This is a genomic window from Enterovibrio makurazakiensis (assembly GCF_050336585.1).
In the GTDB taxonomy this organism is placed as follows: domain Bacteria; phylum Pseudomonadota; class Gammaproteobacteria; order Enterobacterales; family Vibrionaceae; genus Enterovibrio; species Enterovibrio gelatinilyticus.
This window is the reverse complement of record NZ_JAKJSE010000007.1, coordinates 250,457-272,121: the sequence shown is the minus strand read 5'-3', so window position 1 is coordinate 272,121 and position 21,665 is coordinate 250,457. Positions and strand designations below refer to the sequence as shown.

The window sequence follows — 21,665 nt, the reverse complement described above, 5'->3', positions numbered from 1 at the left end:
TCGCCATTCCCAACAGAGTGCAAACCTATTTTTACAGATATTTAATAATTTTTATCGCATCAATATATTGACCAACGGAAATTATGTGCTATTGGCTTTGTTTCTAGTTTAAAAATTGGACGCCCAGAGCTTACTCATATCCAACGACGCTTCCAATGCGTCAGCTAACGCATTGATACTACGCTCCCTTTCGGCTTCTAGGCTTATTTCCTTTACTTCTCCTAAACCTGCCCATGCTAACAATAGCGAACACGCTTCAGGTGAATCGAACACCCCATGCCAGTATGTACCTAGAACGTTTTGGTCCGTATTAATGAGGCCGTCTTGCCCATTTTCTGACGTAATAAGGGTCTGTCCCTTTGACGATGTCACCCCCATGTGGATTTCATAACCTGTCACTTTTGCTCGCTCACCACCGAGTGTCAGCGTGCCTACTGTTCGGGTGAGCACTTTTTCTCGTTCAATCACAGTATGCGTATCCAAATAGCCAAGACCATCTGTCTTAAGCATCGTTCCCTCAATCCCATGAGGATCCTCGATGCGATTGCCAAGCATTTGATAGCCGCCACAGATTCCCATGACTTTACCGCCATATCTTAGGTGCTTTGCAATTTGATGGTCCCAACCGTAATTACGAATTGACGTCAAATCCGAAATCACGCTTTTGCTACCAGGAAGAATAATGAGATCGCACGGAGGAAGCGGTTTACCTGGCGCAGCAAACTGTAAGTTCACTTGTGGATGAATTCGAAGGGCATCAAAGTCAGTATGGTTGCTGATTCGCGGGACGACAGGGACAACAATATTAAGCACATCGCCTTCTGTCGATTGAGTCTGAGACACATCAATGGCATCTTCGGCATCCAGCATGAGCCCCTGAAGATATGGCACAACTCCAATCACGGGTTTTCCGGTTTTCTCTTCGAGCCAATCAAGACCCGGCTCTAACAAAGAGATATCACCCCGAAAGCGATTGATGACAAAACCGATGACACGATCGCGTTCTGACTGAGACAAGCAGTCCAAAGTACCGATTAAGTGCGCAAACACACCGCCTCTATCAATATCGGCAACGATGATCACAGGAACGTCCGCCTCTTCGGCGAACCCCATATTGGCGATGTCATTCTCGCGTAGATTCACTTCCGCAGGGCTACCCGCCCCTTCTATCAACACACAGTCAAACTGCTTCTGAAGAATAGAAAAAGATTCCATTACGGGTGTCATTGCGAACTTTTTATACGACTGAAACCCTATCGCATTCATGGATTCCGCCGCTTTACCTTGCACGATTATTTGTGCACCGCAATCTGAGTTGGGCTTAAGCAAAATGGGGTTCATATGCACCGTTGGTTCAACACCGCAGGCGAATGCTTGAAATGCCTGTGCACGCCCTATCTCACCCCCGTCAGCGGTGACCGCACTGTTTAATGCCATGTTTTGAGATTTAAACGGAGCGACATGAATACCCCGGCGCGCGAGTAGGCGACCTAGCCCCGCCACAAGTACACTTTTTCCTGCGTCAGACGTCGTACCTTGCACCATGAGAGCGCGAGAAGTTGGAAGCATGAGAAGACCTAATTCTGTTTTTGAATCTAAACCACTGATGAAGCGTGCAAAGATACCACACTGTTTGCAAAAAAATGCCAACGCAACCCATTGCTAAGAAATTGTTTGCCGTTGTGGTCAAAGTTATAGACCTCGCCACTAAAGTTTTGCGCCAGCAACTCATACACTTCATACATTGTTACAAGTTTGAAAAAGGCAGGGAATGCTGTGAAACGATTAATAAAACTACGCGTGATCCGATTGGTATTTGCTTTGGCAGCTGTTTTTTCTGCATCCACAATGGCGACCAATTTTAACTACAACAATTTAGAGATTGGCTTCACTGGTAACCCATCTGGTTTGGGTGCAACTGGCCAGTTAGCCTTTATGGACGGCGCTCATTTTGTAGTGAGCGGAAGCAGCCAATTTGAAGGAGACTGGATTGCTTCTGGCGGCGCGGGTTTTCATGCCCCCATCAATGGTTTTGTTGATGTTCATGGCGACGCAAGAATCTATTCAGTGAAGTTCCCAGAAGATGATAAACATGATTTTGGCGAACTCGCTTACGGGGTCAATGTAGGTGTGAGAGCTTGGATACTGCCACAGATTGAAGCAAATCTGCTTGTAGGTCAGGTGGCTTTTGACTCCGACGATACACGAAGTGTCGTAGAATTAGGCGGGCGATTTCATTCCACCGACTTGCTGTCCATCGGGTTAAATTACCGAGCCAATGGCCTGTATAAAGAACAATTTTACTTCAACGTTCGTTTCGAGTTTTGATACCAGCAGACTAACGAACAATACCCTTTTTCTATGCAAAAAACGGCAGGTTTCTACTTGCCGTTTTTTGGGTTAGTAGCACCAAACAAATATTCCAAACTAACCTAGCGAGCCTATCAAAGAACGGGCTTCGCTGGGTGTAAACCCAAAATAGCGTTTAAATTCCCGACTAAATTGGGATGGGCTGCTGTAGCCAACCCCATATGACACTTCCGCAACCTGAAGCCCCGATGAAAGCATCGAACGAGCTTTATGCAAACGTAATGACTTTACATACTGCATAGGTGATACCGAGGTGACCTTGCGAAAATGTTCATGCAAAGTGGATGAACTCATTCCGGCTACGCGTGTAATTTCTTCAATATCAATATTACGCTCGAAGTGCTGCTCAAGGTAATGAACAACACGAGCAATACGATTCGCCCCCGCGTGATTGCTCACACTGTTTCTTAACAATCCTCCACACGGGCCTTTCAAGACTTGGTAGTACAATTCTCGCTTCAACGATCCTGAAAGTATTTCCTGATCCATCGGGTTATCAAGCGTATCCACCAAACGCTGAATCACCTCTGCGATCGGTTCAGTCAAATTCGTCGAATGGGTCAGCGCCATTTGCTGCTCTTCCGTTGATTCTTGTTGCCAAGGTGCCATCTCCATCATTAACTGACCCACTAAGTGCTGGTCAATAGCGAGACTGACTCCTACATAAGGCCTATCTTTACTGACGTCAGATAAGGTCGCTTCAACAGGTCTTGTCACCGAATTAATGAGATAGCTGTTCGCATTGTAGATATACGAAGATTTCCCCGTGATAACACGTTTCTGCCCCCTAAGTACAAAGCAAATTGCAGGCTGCAACACGATGGGGATCACTGACACATTTGAAGAGCATAGAAACAGATTCATTCCTTCAATGGTTGAGGAGTGACACCCTTCCCCCTCAACGAGTCCTGCCACTTGATCAGCCAGAAATGACTCAAATTGCATATTTATGCTATCCCTACTTATTTTGCCGCTTCCGTAGAATTATGACACTGATTAAGCGACTTAAGTGATACCAAACTGATATTCCGTAGTTTTAGGCAAGGAATAGAGAAAATCTCGATAACCGACGGGTCATTTGTTAGCCATAGTTACTGCAAGCGATTTCTACATGCAAAGGCGTTTGGAATGACTCGAATAGAAATATCACTATCGAGCTAATGTCATTACGGAACTCATCGCGTCATGAAGCTGATGTCGCAATAGAACTAAGGAAGGAGATAACCATGGCCTTTTCTGTCAATATCAACGGACAGGATTACCTCTTAGACGTACCCGCAGATACCCCGCTGTTGTGGGCTATTCGAGACAACCTCAAACTCACTGGCACTAAGTTTGGTTGTGGCCTTGCTCAGTGCGGTTCTTGCACCGTGCATTTAGCCGGCCAGCCAATACGTTCATGTGTTACCCCTGTTTCTGCCGTCGTAGGTCAACAGATTACGACAATTGAAGGCATCGAATCTCAAGCAGCCACACTCATACAAACTGCGTGGGAAAAACTCGAAGTCCCCCAATGTGGTTATTGCCAATCTGGTCAGGTCATGGCGGCAAGTGCCCTCATCGCCACCAATAACTCCCCGACAGACGCCGATATTGATGCAGCCATGTCTGGCAACATTTGCCGCTGTGCTACCTACGTTCGTATTCGACAAGCCATCAAAGATGCCGCTAGTGAACTAAAAGAGGGCGTATAAATGAGAAATATATTTAATGGCTACGCCCCTAAGCAAAACGACAATCAAAAAGCCGTTCAGGGCGAACTTGGTACTAGCCGCAGGAGCTTTATCAAACTGATTTCAACCACGAGCGCAGGACTCACGCTGGGCGTTCACTTGCCAACCTTCGCAGCGGAAAACAAAACAGACACAGACATCTCTAGTGCTGAATTTTCACCCAATGCATTCATTCGTGTTGGTGTAGATAACACCGTCACGATTATTATCAAGCATTTGGACATGGGGCAAGGTGTCACCACTGGCCTCGCGACCATTGCAGCAGATGAACTCGATGCGGATTGGGGAAAGGTATCAACTGAAGCCGCCCCTTCTAACGCACAGGAATATAACAATCTTCTCTTTGGTCCCGTTCAAGGGACTGGCGGCAGCACAGCCATCGCGAACTCCTTCATGCAAATGCGATACGCAGGAGCCAAAGCACGTGCCATGCTTGTTAGCGCAGCCTCTAAAGTATGGGAAGTGCCCGTTTCTGAAGTTCTCGTCAGCCAAGGTGTCATTTCCCATCAAACATCGGGAAAGTCTGCCACCTTTGGTCAAATGGCAGAGCTTGCCGCTCTGCAATCCGTACCAACCGATGAGCAAATCACGCTCAAAAGCCCCGACCAATTCACACTCATTGGTAAAACAGGCACGCCGCGCAAAGACAAAGGCAAGAGTAATGGAACGGCACTGTATACCCAAGATGTCCAATTGGAAGGCATGTTGACAGCCCTTGTTGCTCATCCACCCGCTTTTGGTGCCAGGGTTGTCTCTTTTGATGCGACCGAAGCAAAAGCATCCTCTGGGGTTGTTGATGTCGTGCAAATCCCAAATGGCGTTGCCGTTATTGCCAAGGACTTCTGGAGCGCAAAGGTCGGAAGAGACAAGCTCCAAATCAAATGGGATCGCTCAGCATTCAATAAAAACACCGCAGAAATGAAATCCGAGTACGTCGAACTCGCCCAAAGCCGGGGCCTTCCAGCACGCAGCGATGGTAATGCGCCAGACATCCTTTCCAAGGCCAAAAACGTAGTGGAAGCCACCTACTACTTCCCCTACCTCGCTCATGCCCCCATGGAACCCATGAACTGCGTCGTTGTCGCTGATAGTGAAAAAGCGGAACTTTGGTATGGTGCACAACTGCAAACCGTCGACCAAATGTCAGTGGCAGCCGTGTTGGGATTGAAGCCGCAAAACGTAAGCATTAACACGTTGTTTGCTGGCGGGAGCTTTGGGCGTCGAGCGAATCCTCAGTCAGACTATGTGCTTGAAGCTGCACACATTGCCAAGAGCCAACCGGGTGTGCCAATTAAACTGGTTTGGACCCGTGAAGACGACATGAGAGCGGGCTACTACCGTCCTATGTACGTGCATAAAATCCGTGGTTCTCTCGATGAAAATGGCAATATTGAGGCGTGGGAGCAACGCATTGTTGGACAATCTATCGCAGCAGGCTCCCCCTTCGAGGGCTTCATGGTGAAAGATGGCGTTGATGCCTCATCCGTTGAAGGCGCTTCCACACTCCCTTATGCCATCCCAAATCTTTCGGTACAACTTCATACCGTCTCTCAACCCGTCCCTGTCGTATGGTGGCGTTCAGTCGGTCACACACACACGGCATTTTCGACAGAGACATTTTTCGACGAACTAGCGCACCAAGCAGGTAAAGATCCGGTAGCGTTTCGCGCAGCACTCCTTAAAAACCACCCACGGCATCTCGGTGTTCTGAAACTTGCTGCTGAAAAATCTGGTTGGGGAACACCATTACCTAAAGGTCGCGGACGAGGCGTCGCCGTGCATGAATCGTTCAACAGTTTTGTCGCACAAGTGGTCGAAGTCACAGTTGAAAACGGTCAGATTCATGTCGATCGTGTCGTCTGTGCCGTCGACTGCGGCGTTGCCATTAACCCTGACATCATTGAAGCACAAATGCAGGGCGGTATCGGGTTTGGTTTGTCACCCGCTCTGTTGAGTGAAATCACGCTACAATATGGCGCGGTAGTGCAATCAAACTTCCATGATTACCAGGTATTGAGAGGACCTCAAATGCCCGATATTGAAGTACACATTGTCCCTTCAGCGGAAGCCCCAACTGGTGTAGGCGAGCCCGGAACGCCGCCTATCGCGCCTGCTCTGGCAAACGCGGTATTTGCAGCGACTGGCAAACGTCTCTATGACTTACCCATGAAGCTGTCATAAAGGTAAAGCAAGCATATTGCTGTTGATCATTGTTCGAGAATGGATGCGTAAACTATGTCAAACCACCTTCTTCATCTATTGAGTCAGTGGTATCCGGAAAAAGACAATGCCGAGTGGGTACTCGGCACTGTTTTCAAAACAGAAGGTCCCTGCTATCGCAAAGCGGGAGCCATGATGTTGTTTAGCAGCTTTGGACAGCAACTAGGCATGCTAAGCGGTGGGTGCTTAGAATCAGACCTTCAACGTCACGCTAAAAAGGTCATGGAAACCGGAAAACCCATCACACAGGTTTACGACAGTCAGGATGAAGATGACCTCTCATTTCAACTCGGTATTGGGTGTGGAGGGACAGTGCACATCGTGCTTCATCCAATATCCCGAGACAACAACTATCTATCACTTAACACGGTTTACGAGCACTTATTGGCTCGCCAATCCGGCTACTACTATCAGCAAATTCCTATGACCTCTTTACATGAAGTCGTGAGCGAAAAATGCGCTGAGTTTATGGTATCCCAAACACCGCATGAACATCATAGCGATCAAGAAACGATTGGCGAGCGATTCATGGAAGGTGAACAAACATGGCTGAAAACATATGTTCAGCCCCCTGTTCATTTATTGATTGCTGGTGGTGGGTTTGACGCCAGGCCGTTGGTTAATCTCGCTCATCATTTAGGTTGGAAGCTAACGTTGTGGGATCCTCGTCCTGCGAATGCTCGTCGTGATTATTTTGATTGTGTTGACGAGATCTTACGCGGCGATGCTGATTTACTATCAGCGTACTGTAACGACTATAACGTTGATGCCGTGATCACCATGACGCACAGCGTGACACTCGATGCGGCAGTGCTTTCAGCATTAACAACAACCAGAATCCAATACCTTGCACTACTTGGACCCATCCATCGTAAGCAGGAAGTCCTTTCGGTGGCACAAGTGTCTTCATCGCAGTTCCCATGTAAATTGCATGGACCTGCCGGATTGAAACTAGGCGCGGCATTGCCAGAAGGTATCGCAATCTCTATGCTTTCAGAATGTATTGCAACACTTAACAATGCGAACGCCTTGTCGTTCAGTGGTGCCCCATCAGAATGAAGAAAATCGCCGCCGTTATTCTCGCTGCCGGTAAAGCCTCAAGGTTTGGCAGCTGCAAAGCACTTGCTCTAATCAACGATCGCCCTCTCATCGAATCAAGCATCACGGCTGCCAACGCGGTTACGCCTGATGTTTATATTGCAACTGGATACTGGCACAAAGCGTTGTCTCAAGCGGCAGCAGATAACCAGTGGAATGCGAAACTGCTCTATATCGACAACTGGCAACAAGGTATTGGGGACGTGATATCCCATGTCACTCACACTTTGTGTGATGATTATGATGACTTGCTATTTTTGTTAGCCGATCAACCCGCTATTACTGGCGATAATGTCGCACTACTTTGTCAGGTCTATGAGCGTCACCAATCAGACGCAGCATGTTGCCAATACCCAGATACCATTGGTGTTCCAGCCATCATCAATGCTCGTGTTTTTGATGAACTCAAAGCGCTCAAAGGTGACGAAGGGGCAAAGAAGCTGCTCATGGACAGAGCCCATCTTATCGATAAGCTCGCTTTGGACCAGTGCAATATTGATATCGATACGCCAGAAGACTTAGCGAACTATGTTCATTACCTTACCCATATGTCATCGCTCTGGTAGCACTGAACAAAATACAAACCATTTAATTAAGTAAATGATGGATTAATAACAAAAAGCCACCCCAAATCGGGATGGCTTTTTCGTCGTTCTATTTGGACATGGCTACATCAGGCCGCCATCAAACTCTTTGTGATACTGGCACTAAATCAGCCGAGTTAACATGCGCATTCTGCCGCATCATTTCTCTAATGGTGATTGGTGCACATATTAAGGTAACCGCAACCAATAGCGATACTGGGGCAGCGGTAATAACAATGAACGATTGCAAAGCACCTAAACCACCCTCACCCGCCATCAATAATACACCTGCGACGATACCCAGCATCAACGCCCAAAACAGACGATGATATTTTGATGGCGTTGTGTTTTGCGATGTCACAACGGCGATGGAATAAGCCATTGAGTCTCCGGTGGTTGCGACGAAAGTGGTGGTAAGCAATAAAAACGCAGGGACAAGAATGAACTGAAGCGGAAGCTGTTGCAGCATTGCAATCAGTACTGCCGGTAGTCCTGCATCTGCCAGAGGGGCTGAAATGCTACCCGCTTGCGTGAGTTCAAAGAATATCCCCGTACCACCAAGCGCGCTGAACCAAAAGTTGGTGGCAATTGGAGCACAAACGGCGACGGCAAAAACGAGATTTCGAATACTTCTTCCATCGGAGATCTTAGCGATAAAAATAGCCATCATTGGTGCAAAGCCAATGAACCATCCCCAGAAAAACCATGTCCACCCTGTCATCCATCCCGCTTCGTGCTCACCAAGGCTCATTGCAGGAAAATTAACCACATAATGACCGAAGGCATGACCAAACTGCTCAAAAATAAACGCCGTTGGCCCAAGAATCAACACAGCAAGTAGAAGCAATACTGCGCCAATTACATTGAGTTTTGAAAGCCACTGCAAGCCTTTATCCATCCCAGAAAAGGCAGAAATGGAATAGGCAGCGACAACGGCGGAAAGGATACAAAGCTGAAGCGTTAAGCTGTTTTCCACACCGAACAATGATTCAACACTGTAGCCGAGTTGGCTAGCGAGAAATCCGATTGGTCCAATCGTACCTGCCGCGACACCAATAATTGATACCGTATCAACAACCGCACCAAACCAATGATTTTCTAAGCGCTTACCAAACAAAGGGTACAACAGCGCACGAGGCCTGAGTTTTAGGCCTTTTTGATGATGAGCGTGCATCAATATGATCGTCGACAATGTGCCAAGCACAGCCCAGGCAAGAAAACCCCAGTGGAAGAAGCTTTGGCTGAGTGCGGCAGAAACCGCGGAGCTCGAGGCAGGTTGCGCGTCCGAAAACGTAGGAGGTACCGACATGAAGTGATAAACAGGCTCAGCCGCTGACCAAAACACGCCGCCTCCAGCGAGTAAGGTACACATGATCATAGACAACCAACGGAACGTACTAATTTCAGGCTTCGAGCGTTTTCCCAACGTCATTCGCCCCGCAGGCGACAGGGCAACAATCAGGGCAAGAATGAAATTACCCACCATCAGCCACTGCCAAAATGGTCCAAATAAATGTGCGACTTGGCCGAAAAGCGTATTGATGATGGTAGAGAAGTGCGAGATATCCATCGTCGCTGCGAATAGAAATGCGGAAAAGAATCCGACAGTCAGGATTGAAACGAGTTTATCGCTAGAAATTATAGATTTAAAAGTCATGCTGCTCTCACAATGGGCGTGAGGGAAAGCACTCTACCAGCACATCAATGAGATCTCCATCACTTTATTCGTGCACTAAGCATATTCCATTACATCAATAGTCATTCGTGATGCAAAAATGACAGTAAGTCATTGTTTATAAGAGCCATCAACCAACCATGTCATGGTAGATGCTTTTCTCTGACCCATTAATCTCAATGAGGTCTAAGTATTTGCGATAATAATCCTCGCTATTCGTTGGAATAATCGCGTATCCATACCCGGCCTCCTTCATGGCATTTAATGTCTTACGAAGCAATTGTTTACCCACCCCCTTCTCCCTAGCAAATTCACTGACGCCCAAGGGGCCGAAAAATCCTTTTGCGGTTCCGTCATAACATGCAAAACCCACAATTTCCTTGTCATGAACAGCAATGAAAAGGCTATTGTGACGAGAGAATGCAGTTGCAGCTTCACTTTGCCACCGTTGATTGAACTGCGCTCCGATCCAGTCCAACACCACGTGCTTCTCTGTTCCTATCGGCTTTCTGATCGTGATTGTTTCAGCCACACTCAGCGGTTCTAAAAACGCATTTTGATAAAGTTTAACCAGATAATCCATAACCCATCCTTGGCGATAGAATGAAACAATCAACGCCCTAAATTAATACAGCCACAGAGATAACATTAATACTAACTCGATACAATTTTCGTCATTGAAATCAACATATACTCAATTGCATCATCTTCAGTATTACTCGCTTGTAACACGTCAGAATGTGTATTTTTAATCACAAAAAAACTCGATAATTTTTGGTGTTTTATGATCGAATTATCAATACAATCGCGCCATTGTTGACATGTGCACTAATACACCAAGGAAATCACAATGGCTTTTTGGAACAACAAAGAGCGTGAAATGGCGCTTTCCGCGCAAATCAGAGATCTTGAAAGCAATTATCAAGACAAGCTGACAAATATGACTCAACAGTTAGAAGAAAAGGATGAGCAAATTTCCACTTTGCAGAATCATATCGATAACCTGCTGAAAACCAGTCAGTGCCAACAACAGGGTGCTGAAATGTTAGAAACCATCCGAGAGGGTCTTCTCAGCAATGCCGATATGCTTGTTGAAGAAAAGAATGAACTTGCTGCTCTTGATGATATGTTCGCGCATACCCTTTCTGCCGTCGCAAACCTTTCCACACGCGCAAACAGAATTAATCAAGAAGCACAAAGAAACCAACAAGCAGTCGCTGAGTTGACGCAGACAACAACATCAATAAATCGCTTTGTCGCTGCTGTGCAAGAGATATCAGAACAAACTAACCTTCTTGCTCTGAACGCTGCAATTGAAGCAGCTAGAGCCGGTGCGGCAGGTCGAGGCTTTGCAGTCGTTGCAGACGAAGTTCGACAACTTGCCAGAAAAGCAGGTGAAGCAAGTAGCCAAATAGAAAATCTGGTTAAAAAAGTGATTGAGCAGAATCGCGATATTCAATCACTCGTTGAAGAAAGTAAGCATGGAGCCGAAGACGTTGCAACCTCTTCTTCCCAAATCGAAACCGTTGTTTATCAGGTAATCGATAAATCTAAGAACATGCAACGTGTTATACAAAACGCCGCAGTTTCATCTTTCCTAAACACAGTGAAGTTGGATCACGCTGTATGGAAAAGCGCCGTCTACAAACACATCAGTAATAATGAGTTCAATCAGCAAGTCAACAATCATTCAGCGTGTCGTTTGGGTAAGTGGTATTTCAACGGTGAGGGAGCTAAGCACTTCAAATCCTATCCATCATTCACTGCGATTGATTCGCCGCATAAACAAGTGCATGACTCAGGACGATTTGCCCTTGAAGCAGGAAACCGCGGAGATCTCCTTTCGATGGTTGAGCATCTTCGTAAAATGGAAACCAGTAGCCTTCAGGTGACTACCTCCATTGAAAGGCTAATTAATGAGAGCGCCATCAAGTAACACCTAAACACGAGCGTTTCATCTCAACGACTCAGGGCTAGGGTTGATACGTGTCGTTCAAAAAGCATAAAAGCCTGATTAATCAGGCTTTTACTTTTCTTCTTTTCTTCGAGTTAGACTCAATTATCTGTTTATGCAATGCCAGCGCAGCTCGCAGTAATCTAGGGTGCAACTGAACCTTCTGATTCTCTACCAGGGTTTTGTTTAAATTGATTACGGAGGCAGTTAAACACGCCGCTACTTTAATCTGACCCAACTTGTGCGCGTACATCGCGGTTTTAATTGCCATGAAAGCACGTTGGTCATCTTTTTTGTAACTTTGAGTAGCAAACCGTTCAAATCTCAAAAAATCCTTATGATATGAATCATGAATTCTAGAAACATGCTTGTCGTAATACTCTCTATATTTGCTGTAGCTACCCGTTCGGTTAGCTTGCATGAGCTTTTTAACCCACTCAGTCGACTTGATTGTTTCTTTCTTAAACAAGCCGGTTAGCCATGCAAACATTTACTTCTCCTACTTGCTCATACTCGATTGCAACTCTTCTAGAGTATCCAATCCGCATGAGATAACGCCCTTAATCTAAAGCTTACCTGCCCGATTTGCGGCACATCGCACACTATTCGGTATCGGCAGATTCTACTTAAAAACGGGCGAAAGTGCGCAAGTTAATTGTCACTAAATGCGATGGTTTTGTGCCAAATCTCCTCGCGCAATACTCACACCTTTGAGTTGGGCAAATACCTTCTGCCCAACCGATAAGTTAAGCTCATCCAAGGCCCACTGAGTGATATTCGCCAGCAATGTCTCGTCACCAACTCGTAACACCAGCTGACAATATGCACTTTCTGACGATTGTGCGTCCGCCCGCTCTATGGCGTGAATGATTGACGGGATGACATTGCGAATGCTGGTGTCACTAGCTTGTGTTTTCACGATTGAAATGTCATTCGCATAAACACGCAGTCGAAGTGATATGCCCTTCCCTTGTTCTACTTTTGGCACCCATAGAGGCTGACCTTGGAGATCAAGTTGCGTCATCGGATAAATGGGGTGATTCTTTACCACCGTTGCAGTCACCAATGCACTCTGTTCTTTTGCTGACAACCAAGGTCGCATAGGTGGCGATCCCCAAATGTCATGCAAAGGGCCATTAGCGACGACTTCGCCCTGATTGAGCATCAGCATATGATCAGCGAGTTGTAAGATTTCATCCAAGCTGTGGCTAACGTATATCACGGGTATATGAAGAGATTTCGCCAAGCGTAAGAGATAACTAATGAGCTCTTGACGGCGAGGTGCATCTAACGAAGCTGTGGGCTCATCCATGATCAACAATTCAGGATCAGATAACAAAGCGCGACCAATTGCCACACGTTGTTTCTCTCCCCCAGATAAGTCATGCGGATAACGCCTCAACAACGAGCCTATCCCTAACAAGGTCACCACTTCATCAAATGTGTTTTGATTGTACGTTTTGCACCCGTATTTTAGGTTTTTAGACACTGACATATGTGGAAAGAGTCTGGCGTCTTGAAACACATATCCAATGCGTCGGCGTTCTGGTGGCAGGTTAATTCCCTTTTCACTGTCGAAAAGAACTTGGTCACCAATCTGAATTGAACCTGAGTCCGGTGTGACAAGCCCGCTGATCGCATTAATCAGCGACGTTTTACCAGCCCCTGAGCGACCAAAAATGGCGGTGATACCAGAAGACGGTATAGACGCGTTCAGTGACAAAGAAAAGTTGTCACGCTGCAGCATCATGTTCAAGCTAATCATTGAATACCCATCCTGCGCTTCATTCGGCGACTGAGCCATTCTGACCCAACAAGAGACAGTAGCGCGATAACAATGGATATTACACAAAGTCGAGCGACGCTCTGCTCTGCTCCAGGGGTTTCAATAAACGCAAACATCGCCAGTGGAATGGTTTGCGTCTCTCCAGGAATGTTTGAAACAAAGGTAATGGTCGCGCCAAATTCTCCCAAGCTACGCGCAAATGCCAGTACCAACCCCGATAGGATGCCCGGCATGATTAAAGGCAATGTGATCGTAAAGAATACGCGCCAAGAAGAAGCCCCTAGAGTGCGCGCCGCTTGCTCGAGTCTCTGATCAACAAGCTCTAATGACAAGCGAATCGCTCTCACCAACAAGGGAAATGCCACCACTGCGGAAGCTAGGGCAGCTCCCTTCCAGCTAAATGAAAACGAAACGCCAAATGTTTCATATAACCATTGACCCACAGCGCCTCTTCGGCCCATAACAATCAATAGCAAGTAGCCAATAACCACGGGTGGCAAAACAAGGGGTAGATGAATTATCCCATCCACGATTGCTTTTCCCGCGAACTGCTTTCTGGCTAGCACCCATGCCATCGCAATCCCCAAAGGTAAGCTCGCTGACACGGCCACCACGGAAATTTTCAAGCTAAGTAGCAGCGCTTCCCACTCTATGGGTGTAAGTAGCATATTTTACAGTTGCTCTTGTGATGAATGAATAACAACAAAGCCATTGCCCTGCAAAATCGATTTGGCTTTTGGTGAATCTAAATATGAAAAAAAGCGCTTAGCCTCGTCAGATGCATTTGGCGTCATCGCTTTTGGGAAAACGATCGGGGTATGTGTGTTACTAGGAATATCAGCCACCACTTTTACAGACGAAGACGCGAGAGCGTCAGAAAGATAAACCACACCGAGTGGCGCTTCTCCTCGCTCAACCAATGCGAGTGTTGCGCGAACACTGTTAGATAAAGCGAGCTTATCTTCGACAACACGCCATAAATCTATCGATACCAGCGCCTGCTTCGCATAGATACCAGCTGGCACATGGTTTGGGTCAGAAATAGCTATTCGGCTATTTCCTATGGCTTTATTGATAGCTTCGACCGTTAACGTCACTTCACCAATAAGGTTGCGATCAGCAACAAGCACCAACTCATTCTCTACCCACGGAGAGACAGTTTCGGGTTCAATTGCTAACTCTGACACCGCATATTCCATCCATTTTTCATTCGCTGAAATGTAAATATCGGCGGGTGCACCGTAGGCCAGTTGACGGGCTAAAGCCGAAGAAGATGCATATGAGATGGTGATAGCTTGTTCAGTCTCTTGCTCATATGTTTGTGCAATCTCATTCAATGCTGTTGTCATTGACGAGGCTGCAAACACGAGAACTCTTTCTTCAGCGGATACAACTCGGGGGAGAAAAGAGGCTGTGATGAACAAAAACAGAAAGATACGTTGCATGCAATCCCTAACTGGTACGCGGCAGAAAGGCAATATCATAACAAGTATTTTGGTGAGACACGTATTCAAACCATGAAGAATTACTCGGCCTGCTGATAAAGCAAACAATGCATTGCCGATCCTACGTGATCTTCACGACATGACCGACTCCGTAGCTTCATTATCGTATCACTATGCTTCTGTATTAATGACAATGGTATATCGATTGTCACTTGCCACCAGCATATATAGAATTTGCTGCCCCATGGAAGGATGAGAAATTAGATAGTTTCCTTGTGGGAATTCTGCGTCCTCTGGACCAACAAGCACCATAGTGTAATGCTCAACCAATCGACCTTCGATTGTCGTTTGGTTTCCGGCTTCTTCCCGCACGGATTCTACCAAAACATCGTACTCGTTCTCTGCACCGTCGATCAGCTGAACCGAACTTCCAGCTAGCTTGGAAACATTTTCCCAAGACAATACATTCATTGTTATTCCCCCGACGTCCTTGTTGGCCACTTCATCGCGCTAAATTGAGAAAAGAGTTGGTTTCTAACCACCAAACTCCACAAGTAAGCTTTGATTAAAGTGTAGCCACAAGAGAACCAACAAACTGAATTTAAGTATGATTTTCTGACAGTTGCCCCAAAAATACTCGAAATATTTCGACACCAGTCTGATAGCAAATGGCAAGTTGCACAAAACTCAAAATCTTCAGGGATAACAGATACGCTTTAAACAGGCCAACAATAGGGCATATAGAGGATGAAAATAGAAAAGTGAAAAATAAAAGATGAATGGTGAATGGTGAATGGTGAAAAAGTGTATAACCAGAAACGTCACGATGACGTTTCTGGATCTTGCTGCGCTTAACGCATTTTCAAAGGACGCGAACCTTGCGATTTACTTTGATGGTAGAACCACAGGCGTCTGGTTTTATTAGTCATAATAAACACCTTTATTTATTGGCTCAGGCGGTAACGAGAAACACCCATACTGCTTTGACACAGTAAGCTTCATTAATTACCTGATAGATAGTAAAAATACTTCGTATAAACACAATGCCATTAACTGGCGTATCCCCCTCATGATTTTAGAGGAGCGCTTCTGTTAGAGTGGTGTATAAACTCATATGTGTTTAAAGAAGCTAATGATATGACAGGGGAAAATGAATAAAATTCCCTATATCGTCACGATATCTCTATATTTATTACAATAGTTTGCACTTTTCAAGTGAATCCGCCCCAATTCATACTGTCGAAGTCACAGTTCAGTTTAATGTTCGTTAACTTACGAAGGATTCGCTCACTATTCGTACCTTGTCGGTTTAAAAACCGCATTTCGTACTGCTATCTTTCGCTGAGTTCGGCTACACTCCGCACATCAGCCATAAGAGAGTGACAAACATGTCGCATGAAGAAATTGAAGTAGAAGCCATTGGCATCGAAGTATCTGCCCAACCGGTCGAACTCTACAAGGTACTAAAAATCGCGAATGCGGTCAGCGGTGGCGGTGAAGCGAAGATGGCTATCGTAGAAGGCTATGTGGCTGTTAACGGTGAAATTGAAACGCGTAAACGTCGTAAAATACATGATGGTGACGTTATTCAATTCAATGAAGAATTCTACGTCTTGTTGTGTGACGCACCTCCGACACCCGTTGAACCTCGCCAAGCTAAGCCTGTAAAAGCGCAAAAAAACAATGTGTCTGCGGCAAAGAAAAAACCGGCATCTAGTGCACCTGCATCTAGCACGGTAGATAAAAAGCCTGCGTCACCAAAAGCGCCAGCCAAGCAAACCAAAAGTGCTGACAAAAAACAGAATAAGACACCAAAGATTGAAAGACCTAAACAAGGCAAATCCTCCGCGGAAACATCTAAAAGTGATACGGCCACTGGCCGAAAGCTAATCTCTTTCTAAGCGACGTGATTTTCTTGCCAACGGATCGCCCTCGCCCACCAAGATAAATTGACGGGCACTCTGTGAATGAATGAAAATTCGTGTGTGAGCTGTGATGTTTTACAGAAAATGAAAAAGCCACCTAAGCGGTGGCTTTTTGTTTAGCTCTAAAAGTTGAAAATCGAATACTGTGTGGTGTTTCAAAGTTTACTCGCCCTACATTGCTCACTACGTTGAGCTTCCTTACCTCGTGCGTTTCATTGCATGGGTTCTTTGGAAAGTAAGGTCTTACGTTCACTTACGATGCGTATTTCCTACGCCGATGTAACAGTCCAAATTGTTTTGCAACCCAGTATCAGTACCAGAATCTAAGTTTCTTGGTGTCGCTTTCTGGTACGCCGAGCTTGGAGCTCATCCTCATTCGTCAGTCATGTTTGGTTGCAATTTGAGTATATGAAAAGCTGCCATACCTGCCATGTCACACTTCTATGATTGTGATCCGGTTTCAGAAATCAGTTTTTTGTCGGTTTGATCACCAATTCTCGGCAGGAATTATGCTTTGATTCCCAACATGGTCTACTTGAAACAGTCAGCCCCATCTATTCCTTTTACTGCACAAGTCCCTACCCATATAAAAACAAAAGAAATTATATTCACCTCAGCACAAGCTGGTTTTGTCTGCGTATAATACGCTCCTATTCAAACGTGCTAACTCGACACCATGGATGACAGTTTGACAGCATTTCATTCCCCATTTCGATTCATCCCAACCGCTCAAGCATCTCTGGCAATGGCGTACTTTGGGCTAGGCGTTGCGTGGTCACTCTATCACCCCTTCACGGGCGACATCTCTCGACCGTTACTATCGACTGTCGGCATACTTCTCATCGGTGGAGTGTGGCTGAAGTACGTCTTTGAACCTAAACGCTTCTTCCAAGATCTTCGTGATCCGCTGTATGGCAGTTTGATGGCACCAATGACCATGTCATTACTGCTCATGGCTGACTTTCTCAGTGAAGTTAGCGTTCGTGCTGCAATCTTCATTTGGTATCCCGCAGTGGTGATGCACATCTTCATGATGTGTTATTTCTTCTTTCACCAATTTAAGTCCTTTGATAAATCCCATATCTACCCCAGTTGGTTTCTGTACCCTGTGGGATTAATTAGCAGCACACTTGCTGGGCCAAAACTCGGGTTCGGAGACGAATCAGAACTGGTCGCGCACATTTGCATCGCTGCCTACTTCTGCATGTTGCCATTTGTGCTGTATCGTCTGTGTTTCTTAGACAGTTTGCCAAGAAACTCTCGCCCTGTTCTGGCGATCATGGCAGCGCCCGTCAATCTGGCACTCACTGCGTATTTAGTGAACATGACAAACCCAGACCCAGTGTTAGCGGGTGCGCTTGCTGGGGTTGGAATTATGATGACTCTCTTCGTCTATCTGTGCTATTTCGATTTATTGCGTGAGCCTTTTCAGCCCACATTGGCAGCATTAACATTTCCCTCAGTTATTAGCGCCGTTGCTATGGAGCGACTCACTCTCTGGCTAGGTACTGATTTCCCGCATTGGTCGTGGTTAGAGCGCTTGGGCTTAATTGAATTGACGGTTGCCACCTTGCTCGTCAGTTGGGTCAGTTTTGGCTACATTCGGCATTACGGCTTCGGCAAATAACAAAATGCGAAAGCCCCATGCAGGGGCTTTTTTCACTGTCGGGCGTTGTGCAAGGACGCTTACTCCACTTTCATGGCCTCGATAAGAAAATCGATAAAACAACGAACCTTTGATGACATGTGCTTACGGCTTGGATAGACAATAAACACATCAATATTGGTTCGCGGAAAATCACGGAACAGTTCAATCAATTCGCCAGATTCTAACTCACCATTTAAATTAAACAGTGGCATCCGCGTGATCCCTTCCCCCGAAAGACACAACAACAACTCCAACTGCGAACTGTTACTCACCACGAAACTCTCTAGCTCAACGTCAATCGCACTGCCGTCATGGTTTTTATAGCGCCACGTATTGTAAGACGGGATATTGCTGTAACTGATGACTTTATGGTTGACCAAATCTTGCGGATGCGTCGGTAAGCCGTGTTTTTCAACATATGCAGGGGATGCAATAGTGACCGCGTGCGAAGAATGAATTTTTCGGCTAATCAAACTTGAGTCATCGAGCGCTTGTGAAGCGCGAATCGCGATATCAAACCCCTCAGCAACCAAATCTATCTTTCGGTCATTGAGTTCAATGTTCAGAGAGATATCTGGATACGCTTCGGAGAACCCCCGCAAAAATGGTGCTAGACGCGTTAAACCAAAACTGGTTGGGCAACTTATTTTAAGGTTTCCTTTCGGTGTCACCTGACGACCCAACATGGCATTTTCAAGCTCTTCAGCATCCTGAACTATTTGCCGACACTGCTCATAATACAGCTCACCTTCAGGCGTTAAGCTTAGTGATCGCGTTGTTCTATGCAACAAGCGTACACCTAGCCGCTCTTCCAGCTTGTTGATTTCTTTGCTGATATAGGATGTTGAGTGCCCGGTGCGATCCGCTGCTTTGGTAAAACTGCCAGCCTTCATCACCTCTCGAAATATCACCATTCCATCTAGCAGTTGTGTATTCATTTTCCCATATCTCATGCCTTTCCGAACCACTGAGCATAATTAATTACATGTCATATGGAAACAATCATTATTCATATAGGACATTAATCTTTGTATGGAACAGATTTATAGTGACTTCAAGACATAAGACGTCAACCAAACTTACAGGCTTACAACCTGACGCCACACGGCGAAAACAACACGAATTCTTAGGGGAAACACCATGAAAGTATTAGCATTTGGCGCAACCAACAGCTCTCAGTCAATCAACAAGCAATTAGCCGTCTATGCGGCAAGCCTTATTGAAGGTGCGGAAGTAGAAACACTGGATTTGAACGACTTTGAAATGCCCATTTACAGCTCAGACCGTGAAGCAGAATTAGGACAGCCAGAACAAGCGAAGGCATTCTTTACAAAAATTGGCGAAGCAGATGCCATCATCATCTCTTTCGCTGAGCACAATGGTTCTTATACTGCGGCCTACAAAAACGTATTCGACTGGACGTCACGTATCGACATGAAAGTGTTCCAAGGCAAACCTGTGGTATTTCTTGCTACATCACCTGGCCCAGGCGGTGCAGGTTCTGTACTTCAAGGCGCTGTTGGTTCTGCCCCTTACTTCGCAGCCGATGTAAAAGCCTCGCTTTCCGTGCCAAGTTTCTACGATAACTTCGACATGGAAACGCAAACGCTACGCAATGAAGAAATCAAAGCGCAGCTTCAAGATGCAATTAACACACTGACGAAGTAATCAACTCAGACTAAAAAGACATTTGAATGCGGGCGATTAGCCCGTTTTTTTCAGCATGCCAGCAGTCTCGATAAAATCGATGATATCGCTTAACCCTTGTTTCTCTTTTAGATTGGTAAATACATAGGGTTTGTCTTTGCGCATTCGTTTTGTGTCGGCTTCCATCACATTGAGATCGGCGCCCACATACGGTGCTAAGTCAATTTTATTGATAACCAGTAAATCGGAACGGGTAATACCGGGCCCGCCTTTACGCGGGATCTTTTCCCCTTCCGCGACATCAATCACATAGATGGTGAGGTCAGCAAGCTCAGGGCTGAAGGTCGCACTTAAGTTGTCGCCGCCACTTTCAACAAACACCACGTCCAAATCTTTATGATGACGCGCCAAGCTGTCCACGGCTTCAAGGTTCATTGAAGCATCTTCCCTGATGGCAGTATGTGGGCACCCGCCAGTTTCAACGCCTACAATTCGGTCTGCATCCAAGGCTTGGGCTTCCGTCAAAATACGCTGATCTTCACGGGTATAAATGTCATTCGTGACCACAGCAATGCTATATGTGGTTCGAATCGCTTTGCACAATACTTCAAGCAATGCGGTCTTTCCTGACCCAACAGGACCACCCACACCGACACGTAAAGGCTGTTTGTAGCTCATAGTCATTCTCCTTAACTCCTAACCGAAAAGATTAAGAGCGAAATAGTCGCGAATATTGCGTTTCATGTTGGCTTGAAGCGATCGCCTGAGCAGGTGCAAACCCGCCGATTTGCTCATCCATTACGTCGTGTGAGGCTGCCACCACATCATCAAGCACTGACGTCAATGCCAATAGCACCTCTTGCCCTGCGGTTTGTCCTAAAGGAATCAGCTTTACGCCTGCCATCACAGTGTTTTCCAACCAACTCCAGATATAGCCTTCACACAGTGTTTCTTCGTCAATGCCCCAACGAACCCCAGCAAGTGCAAATCCAGCAATCTGGCTTTTTTGAGCAATGCCGGCCCAAACGTTGCCGTCGTCCACCACGTTAAGTTGCTTAAGCAAGGTCAACATGGTTCTGCCACGCTGGATTTCTTCTTTCCTGAATTCCGCTGTTTCGCGGCTGGCATATAACCATTGGCACCAATACTCCGCTGCTTCAACATCGCCTGATTGAAATGCACGATATATACGACGCAACACAGGCAATTCGAGGTAGAGCATTGAGTCAAAGGCCATGCCATTGAGCCAGTCTGTTAAATCAGATTGGCTCCCCACCCATCCACATTCAATCGCCCACTCAAGACCTTGGGAGTAGCTGAATGCGCCAACGGGCAGTGACGGACTAATGAGTTGAAACAGGCGATACTGTGCAGTCATTCGATGATGTCTCTTTTTCACCCTTTTTACTCATACAGGTGCTGGTTGAGCTCACACCGCCAGCATGATCATGCGTGACAGTATTTACAATGGTGTCGCCACTGGCTGACTCTTTATGTGGGTGTGCAGCGGCTGGCATCGCCATCGATGCAATCAACAATAAACATGCCGCAGCAAACAACGGTTTCTTTTCCATGTTCTT

The 21,665-nt window shown here is 46.2% G+C and carries 23 protein-coding genes; 9 read left to right on the top strand and 14 right to left on the bottom strand.

Features of this window, described 5'->3' with window-relative positions; genetic code table 11:
* Positions 1-108: 108 nt before the first annotated feature.
* Both L4D06_RS06150 and L4D06_RS06145 read right to left on the bottom strand, forming a co-directional pair.
* Positions 109-1,569: a cobyric acid synthase gene (locus L4D06_RS06150; RefSeq protein ID WP_429738250.1), complete on the bottom strand. Its 1,461-nt coding sequence runs from the start codon at positions 1,567-1,569 to the stop codon at positions 109-111.
* Positions 1,570-1,595: 26 nt separating this feature from the next.
* Positions 1,596-1,847, bottom strand: coding sequence for a hypothetical protein (locus tag L4D06_RS06145; RefSeq protein WP_429738248.1), 252 nt, complete (start codon positions 1,845-1,847; stop codon positions 1,596-1,598).
* Between the two features lies 1 nt (position 1,848).
* On the opposite strand from L4D06_RS06145, the gene L4D06_RS06140 reads away from it, so the two are divergent.
* A complete protein-coding gene (locus L4D06_RS06140) occupies positions 1,849-2,328 on the top strand; it encodes a hypothetical protein (RefSeq protein ID WP_429738246.1) in 480 nt (159 codons plus the stop codon).
* Positions 2,329-2,427: 99 nt separating this feature from the next.
* Here L4D06_RS06140 and L4D06_RS06135 read toward each other — a convergent pair whose 3' ends face one another.
* Complete coding sequence (locus L4D06_RS06135; RefSeq protein WP_274163069.1) at positions 2,428-3,315, bottom strand: AraC family transcriptional regulator; 888 nt, start codon at positions 3,313-3,315, stop codon at positions 2,428-2,430.
* Positions 3,316-3,596: 281 nt separating this feature from the next.
* Between L4D06_RS06135 and L4D06_RS06130 the strand changes: the two genes are divergently transcribed.
* Genes L4D06_RS06130 through L4D06_RS06115 form a run of 4 tightly spaced genes read left to right on the top strand, consistent with a single transcriptional unit; the run spans position 3,597 to position 7,987 of the window.
* Positions 3,597-4,064, top strand: coding sequence for a (2Fe-2S)-binding protein (locus L4D06_RS06130; RefSeq protein ID WP_274163068.1), 468 nt, complete (start codon positions 3,597-3,599; stop codon positions 4,062-4,064).
* Complete coding sequence (locus L4D06_RS06125) at positions 4,065-6,284, top strand: xanthine dehydrogenase family protein molybdopterin-binding subunit (RefSeq protein WP_429738244.1); 2,220 nt, start codon at positions 4,065-4,067, stop codon at positions 6,282-6,284.
* A gap of 54 nt (positions 6,285-6,338) precedes the next feature.
* Positions 6,339-7,382 carry an XdhC family protein gene (locus L4D06_RS06120; protein ID WP_429738242.1) on the top strand — a complete coding sequence of 348 codons (1,044 nt, stop codon included), beginning with the start codon at positions 6,339-6,341 and terminating at the stop codon, positions 7,380-7,382.
* The gene (locus L4D06_RS06115; RefSeq protein ID WP_429738240.1) at positions 7,379-7,987 is read left to right on the top strand and encodes a nucleotidyltransferase family protein; all 609 of its coding nucleotides are present in this window, start codon (positions 7,379-7,381) and stop codon (positions 7,985-7,987) included. The genes L4D06_RS06120 and L4D06_RS06115 overlap by 4 nt, the downstream gene beginning before the upstream one ends.
* A 118-nt stretch (positions 7,988-8,105) precedes the next feature.
* On the opposite strand, the gene L4D06_RS06110 is transcribed toward L4D06_RS06115, so the two are convergent.
* Both L4D06_RS06110 and L4D06_RS06105 read right to left on the bottom strand, forming a co-directional pair.
* Positions 8,106-9,662 (bottom strand): BCCT family transporter, encoded by a 1,557-nt coding sequence (locus L4D06_RS06110; RefSeq protein ID WP_429738238.1) that lies wholly within the window; start codon positions 9,660-9,662, stop codon positions 8,106-8,108.
* A 148-nt stretch (positions 9,663-9,810) separates the two neighbouring features.
* Entirely contained in the window at positions 9,811-10,263 is a 453-nt protein-coding gene (locus L4D06_RS06105; protein ID WP_429738236.1) for a GNAT family N-acetyltransferase, read from the bottom strand.
* A 267-nt stretch (positions 10,264-10,530) separates the two neighbouring features.
* Here L4D06_RS06105 and L4D06_RS25500 point away from each other — a divergent pair, with 267 nt between their 5' ends.
* A complete protein-coding gene (locus L4D06_RS25500; RefSeq protein WP_489685842.1) occupies positions 10,531-11,616 on the top strand; it encodes a methyl-accepting chemotaxis protein in 1,086 nt (361 codons plus the stop codon).
* Between the two features lie 82 nt (positions 11,617-11,698).
* Here L4D06_RS25500 and L4D06_RS06090 read toward each other — a convergent pair whose 3' ends face one another.
* The 5 genes from L4D06_RS06090 to L4D06_RS06070 form a co-directional block, all read right to left on the bottom strand.
* Positions 11,699-12,124 carry a hypothetical protein gene (locus tag L4D06_RS06090; RefSeq protein ID WP_274163061.1) on the bottom strand — a complete coding sequence of 142 codons (426 nt, stop codon included), beginning with the start codon at positions 12,122-12,124 and terminating at the stop codon, positions 11,699-11,701.
* A gap of 171 nt (positions 12,125-12,295) precedes the next feature.
* Positions 12,296-13,399, bottom strand: coding sequence for a molybdenum ABC transporter ATP-binding protein ModC (gene modC, locus L4D06_RS06085; protein ID WP_429738234.1), 1,104 nt, complete (start codon positions 13,397-13,399; stop codon positions 12,296-12,298).
* Entirely contained in the window at positions 13,396-14,088 is a 693-nt protein-coding gene (gene modB / locus L4D06_RS06080) for a molybdate ABC transporter permease subunit (RefSeq protein ID WP_274163059.1), read from the bottom strand. Before modB ends, modC begins: the two co-directional genes overlap by 4 nt.
* Positions 14,089-14,091: 3 nt before the next feature.
* The gene (gene modA / locus L4D06_RS06075) at positions 14,092-14,865 is read right to left on the bottom strand and encodes a molybdate ABC transporter substrate-binding protein (protein WP_274163058.1); all 774 of its coding nucleotides are present in this window, start codon (positions 14,863-14,865) and stop codon (positions 14,092-14,094) included.
* Positions 14,866-15,036: 171 nt separating this feature from the next.
* Positions 15,037-15,336: a DUF6916 family protein gene (locus tag L4D06_RS06070; RefSeq protein ID WP_429738232.1), complete on the bottom strand. Its 300-nt coding sequence runs from the start codon at positions 15,334-15,336 to the stop codon at positions 15,037-15,039.
* Positions 15,337-16,253: 917 nt separating this feature from the next.
* On the opposite strand from L4D06_RS06070, the gene L4D06_RS06065 reads away from it, so the two are divergent.
* Both L4D06_RS06065 and L4D06_RS06060 read left to right on the top strand, forming a co-directional pair.
* A complete protein-coding gene (locus L4D06_RS06065; RefSeq protein ID WP_429738230.1) occupies positions 16,254-16,766 on the top strand; it encodes an RNA-binding S4 domain-containing protein in 513 nt (170 codons plus the stop codon).
* A gap of 712 nt (positions 16,767-17,478) precedes the next feature.
* Positions 17,479-18,417 carry a TDT family transporter gene (locus L4D06_RS06060; RefSeq protein WP_420791177.1) on the top strand — a complete coding sequence of 313 codons (939 nt, stop codon included), beginning with the start codon at positions 17,479-17,481 and terminating at the stop codon, positions 18,415-18,417.
* Between the two features lie 59 nt (positions 18,418-18,476).
* Here L4D06_RS06060 and L4D06_RS06055 read toward each other — a convergent pair whose 3' ends face one another.
* Positions 18,477-19,376 carry a LysR family transcriptional regulator gene (locus tag L4D06_RS06055; protein ID WP_274163054.1) on the bottom strand — a complete coding sequence of 300 codons (900 nt, stop codon included), beginning with the start codon at positions 19,374-19,376 and terminating at the stop codon, positions 18,477-18,479.
* 202 nt (positions 19,377-19,578) lie between these two features.
* Here L4D06_RS06055 and L4D06_RS06050 point away from each other — a divergent pair, with 202 nt between their 5' ends.
* Positions 19,579-20,106: an NADPH-dependent FMN reductase gene (locus tag L4D06_RS06050; RefSeq protein WP_429738228.1), complete on the top strand. Its 528-nt coding sequence runs from the start codon at positions 19,579-19,581 to the stop codon at positions 20,104-20,106.
* 36 nt (positions 20,107-20,142) lie between these two features.
* Here L4D06_RS06050 and ureG read toward each other — a convergent pair whose 3' ends face one another.
* Genes ureG through L4D06_RS06035 form a run of 3 tightly spaced genes read right to left on the bottom strand, consistent with a single transcriptional unit; the run spans position 20,143 to position 21,659 of the window.
* Positions 20,143-20,763 (bottom strand): urease accessory protein UreG, encoded by a 621-nt coding sequence (ureG, locus tag L4D06_RS06045; protein ID WP_274163052.1) that lies wholly within the window; start codon positions 20,761-20,763, stop codon positions 20,143-20,145.
* 31 nt (positions 20,764-20,794) lie between these two features.
* On the bottom strand, positions 20,795-21,463 hold the full coding sequence (locus tag L4D06_RS06040; RefSeq protein WP_274163051.1) for an urease accessory protein UreF: 669 nt from the start codon (positions 21,461-21,463) through the stop codon (positions 20,795-20,797).
* The gene (locus L4D06_RS06035) at positions 21,429-21,659 is read right to left on the bottom strand and encodes a hypothetical protein (RefSeq protein WP_429738226.1); all 231 of its coding nucleotides are present in this window, start codon (positions 21,657-21,659) and stop codon (positions 21,429-21,431) included. The genes L4D06_RS06040 and L4D06_RS06035 overlap by 35 nt, the downstream gene beginning before the upstream one ends.
* Positions 21,660-21,665: the final 6 nt, after the last annotated feature.

Coding starts and splice junctions, on each gene's coding strand:
- modB (WP_274163059.1), bottom strand. CDS start 14,088: ATGCTACTTACACCCATAGAGTGGGAAGCGCTGCTACTTAGCTTGAAA.
- L4D06_RS06065 (WP_429738230.1), top strand. CDS start 16,254: ATGTCGCATGAAGAAATTGAAGTAGAAGCCATTGGCATCGAAGTATCT.
- L4D06_RS06035 (WP_429738226.1), bottom strand. CDS start 21,659: ATGGAAAAGAAACCGTTGTTTGCTGCGGCATGTTTATTGTTGATTGCA.
- L4D06_RS06135 (WP_274163069.1), bottom strand. CDS start 3,315: ATGCAATTTGAGTCATTTCTGGCTGATCAAGTGGCAGGACTCGTTGAG.
- L4D06_RS25500 (WP_489685842.1), top strand. CDS start 10,531: ATGGCTTTTTGGAACAACAAAGAGCGTGAAATGGCGCTTTCCGCGCAA.
- L4D06_RS06150 (WP_429738250.1), bottom strand. CDS start 1,569: ATGCTTCCAACTTCTCGCGCTCTCATGGTGCAAGGTACGACGTCTGAC.
- L4D06_RS06115 (WP_429738240.1), top strand. CDS start 7,379: ATGAAGAAAATCGCCGCCGTTATTCTCGCTGCCGGTAAAGCCTCAAGG.
- L4D06_RS06140 (WP_429738246.1), top strand. CDS start 1,849: ATGGCGACCAATTTTAACTACAACAATTTAGAGATTGGCTTCACTGGT.
- L4D06_RS06110 (WP_429738238.1), bottom strand. CDS start 9,662: ATGACTTTTAAATCTATAATTTCTAGCGATAAACTCGTTTCAATCCTG.
- L4D06_RS06050 (WP_429738228.1), top strand. CDS start 19,579: ATGAAAGTATTAGCATTTGGCGCAACCAACAGCTCTCAGTCAATCAAC.
- L4D06_RS06130 (WP_274163068.1), top strand. CDS start 3,597: ATGGCCTTTTCTGTCAATATCAACGGACAGGATTACCTCTTAGACGTA.
- ureG (WP_274163052.1), bottom strand. CDS start 20,763: ATGAGCTACAAACAGCCTTTACGTGTCGGTGTGGGTGGTCCTGTTGGG.
- L4D06_RS06040 (WP_274163051.1), bottom strand. CDS start 21,463: ATGACTGCACAGTATCGCCTGTTTCAACTCATTAGTCCGTCACTGCCC.
- L4D06_RS06090 (WP_274163061.1), bottom strand. CDS start 12,124: ATGTTTGCATGGCTAACCGGCTTGTTTAAGAAAGAAACAATCAAGTCG.
- L4D06_RS06055 (WP_274163054.1), bottom strand. CDS start 19,376: ATGAATACACAACTGCTAGATGGAATGGTGATATTTCGAGAGGTGATG.
- L4D06_RS06125 (WP_429738244.1), top strand. CDS start 4,065: ATGAGAAATATATTTAATGGCTACGCCCCTAAGCAAAACGACAATCAA.
- L4D06_RS06120 (WP_429738242.1), top strand. CDS start 6,339: ATGTCAAACCACCTTCTTCATCTATTGAGTCAGTGGTATCCGGAAAAA.
- L4D06_RS06105 (WP_429738236.1), bottom strand. CDS start 10,263: ATGGATTATCTGGTTAAACTTTATCAAAATGCGTTTTTAGAACCGCTG.
- modA (WP_274163058.1), bottom strand. CDS start 14,865: ATGCAACGTATCTTTCTGTTTTTGTTCATCACAGCCTCTTTTCTCCCC.
- modC (WP_429738234.1), bottom strand. CDS start 13,399: ATGATTAGCTTGAACATGATGCTGCAGCGTGACAACTTTTCTTTGTCA.
- L4D06_RS06070 (WP_429738232.1), bottom strand. CDS start 15,336: ATGAATGTATTGTCTTGGGAAAATGTTTCCAAGCTAGCTGGAAGTTCG.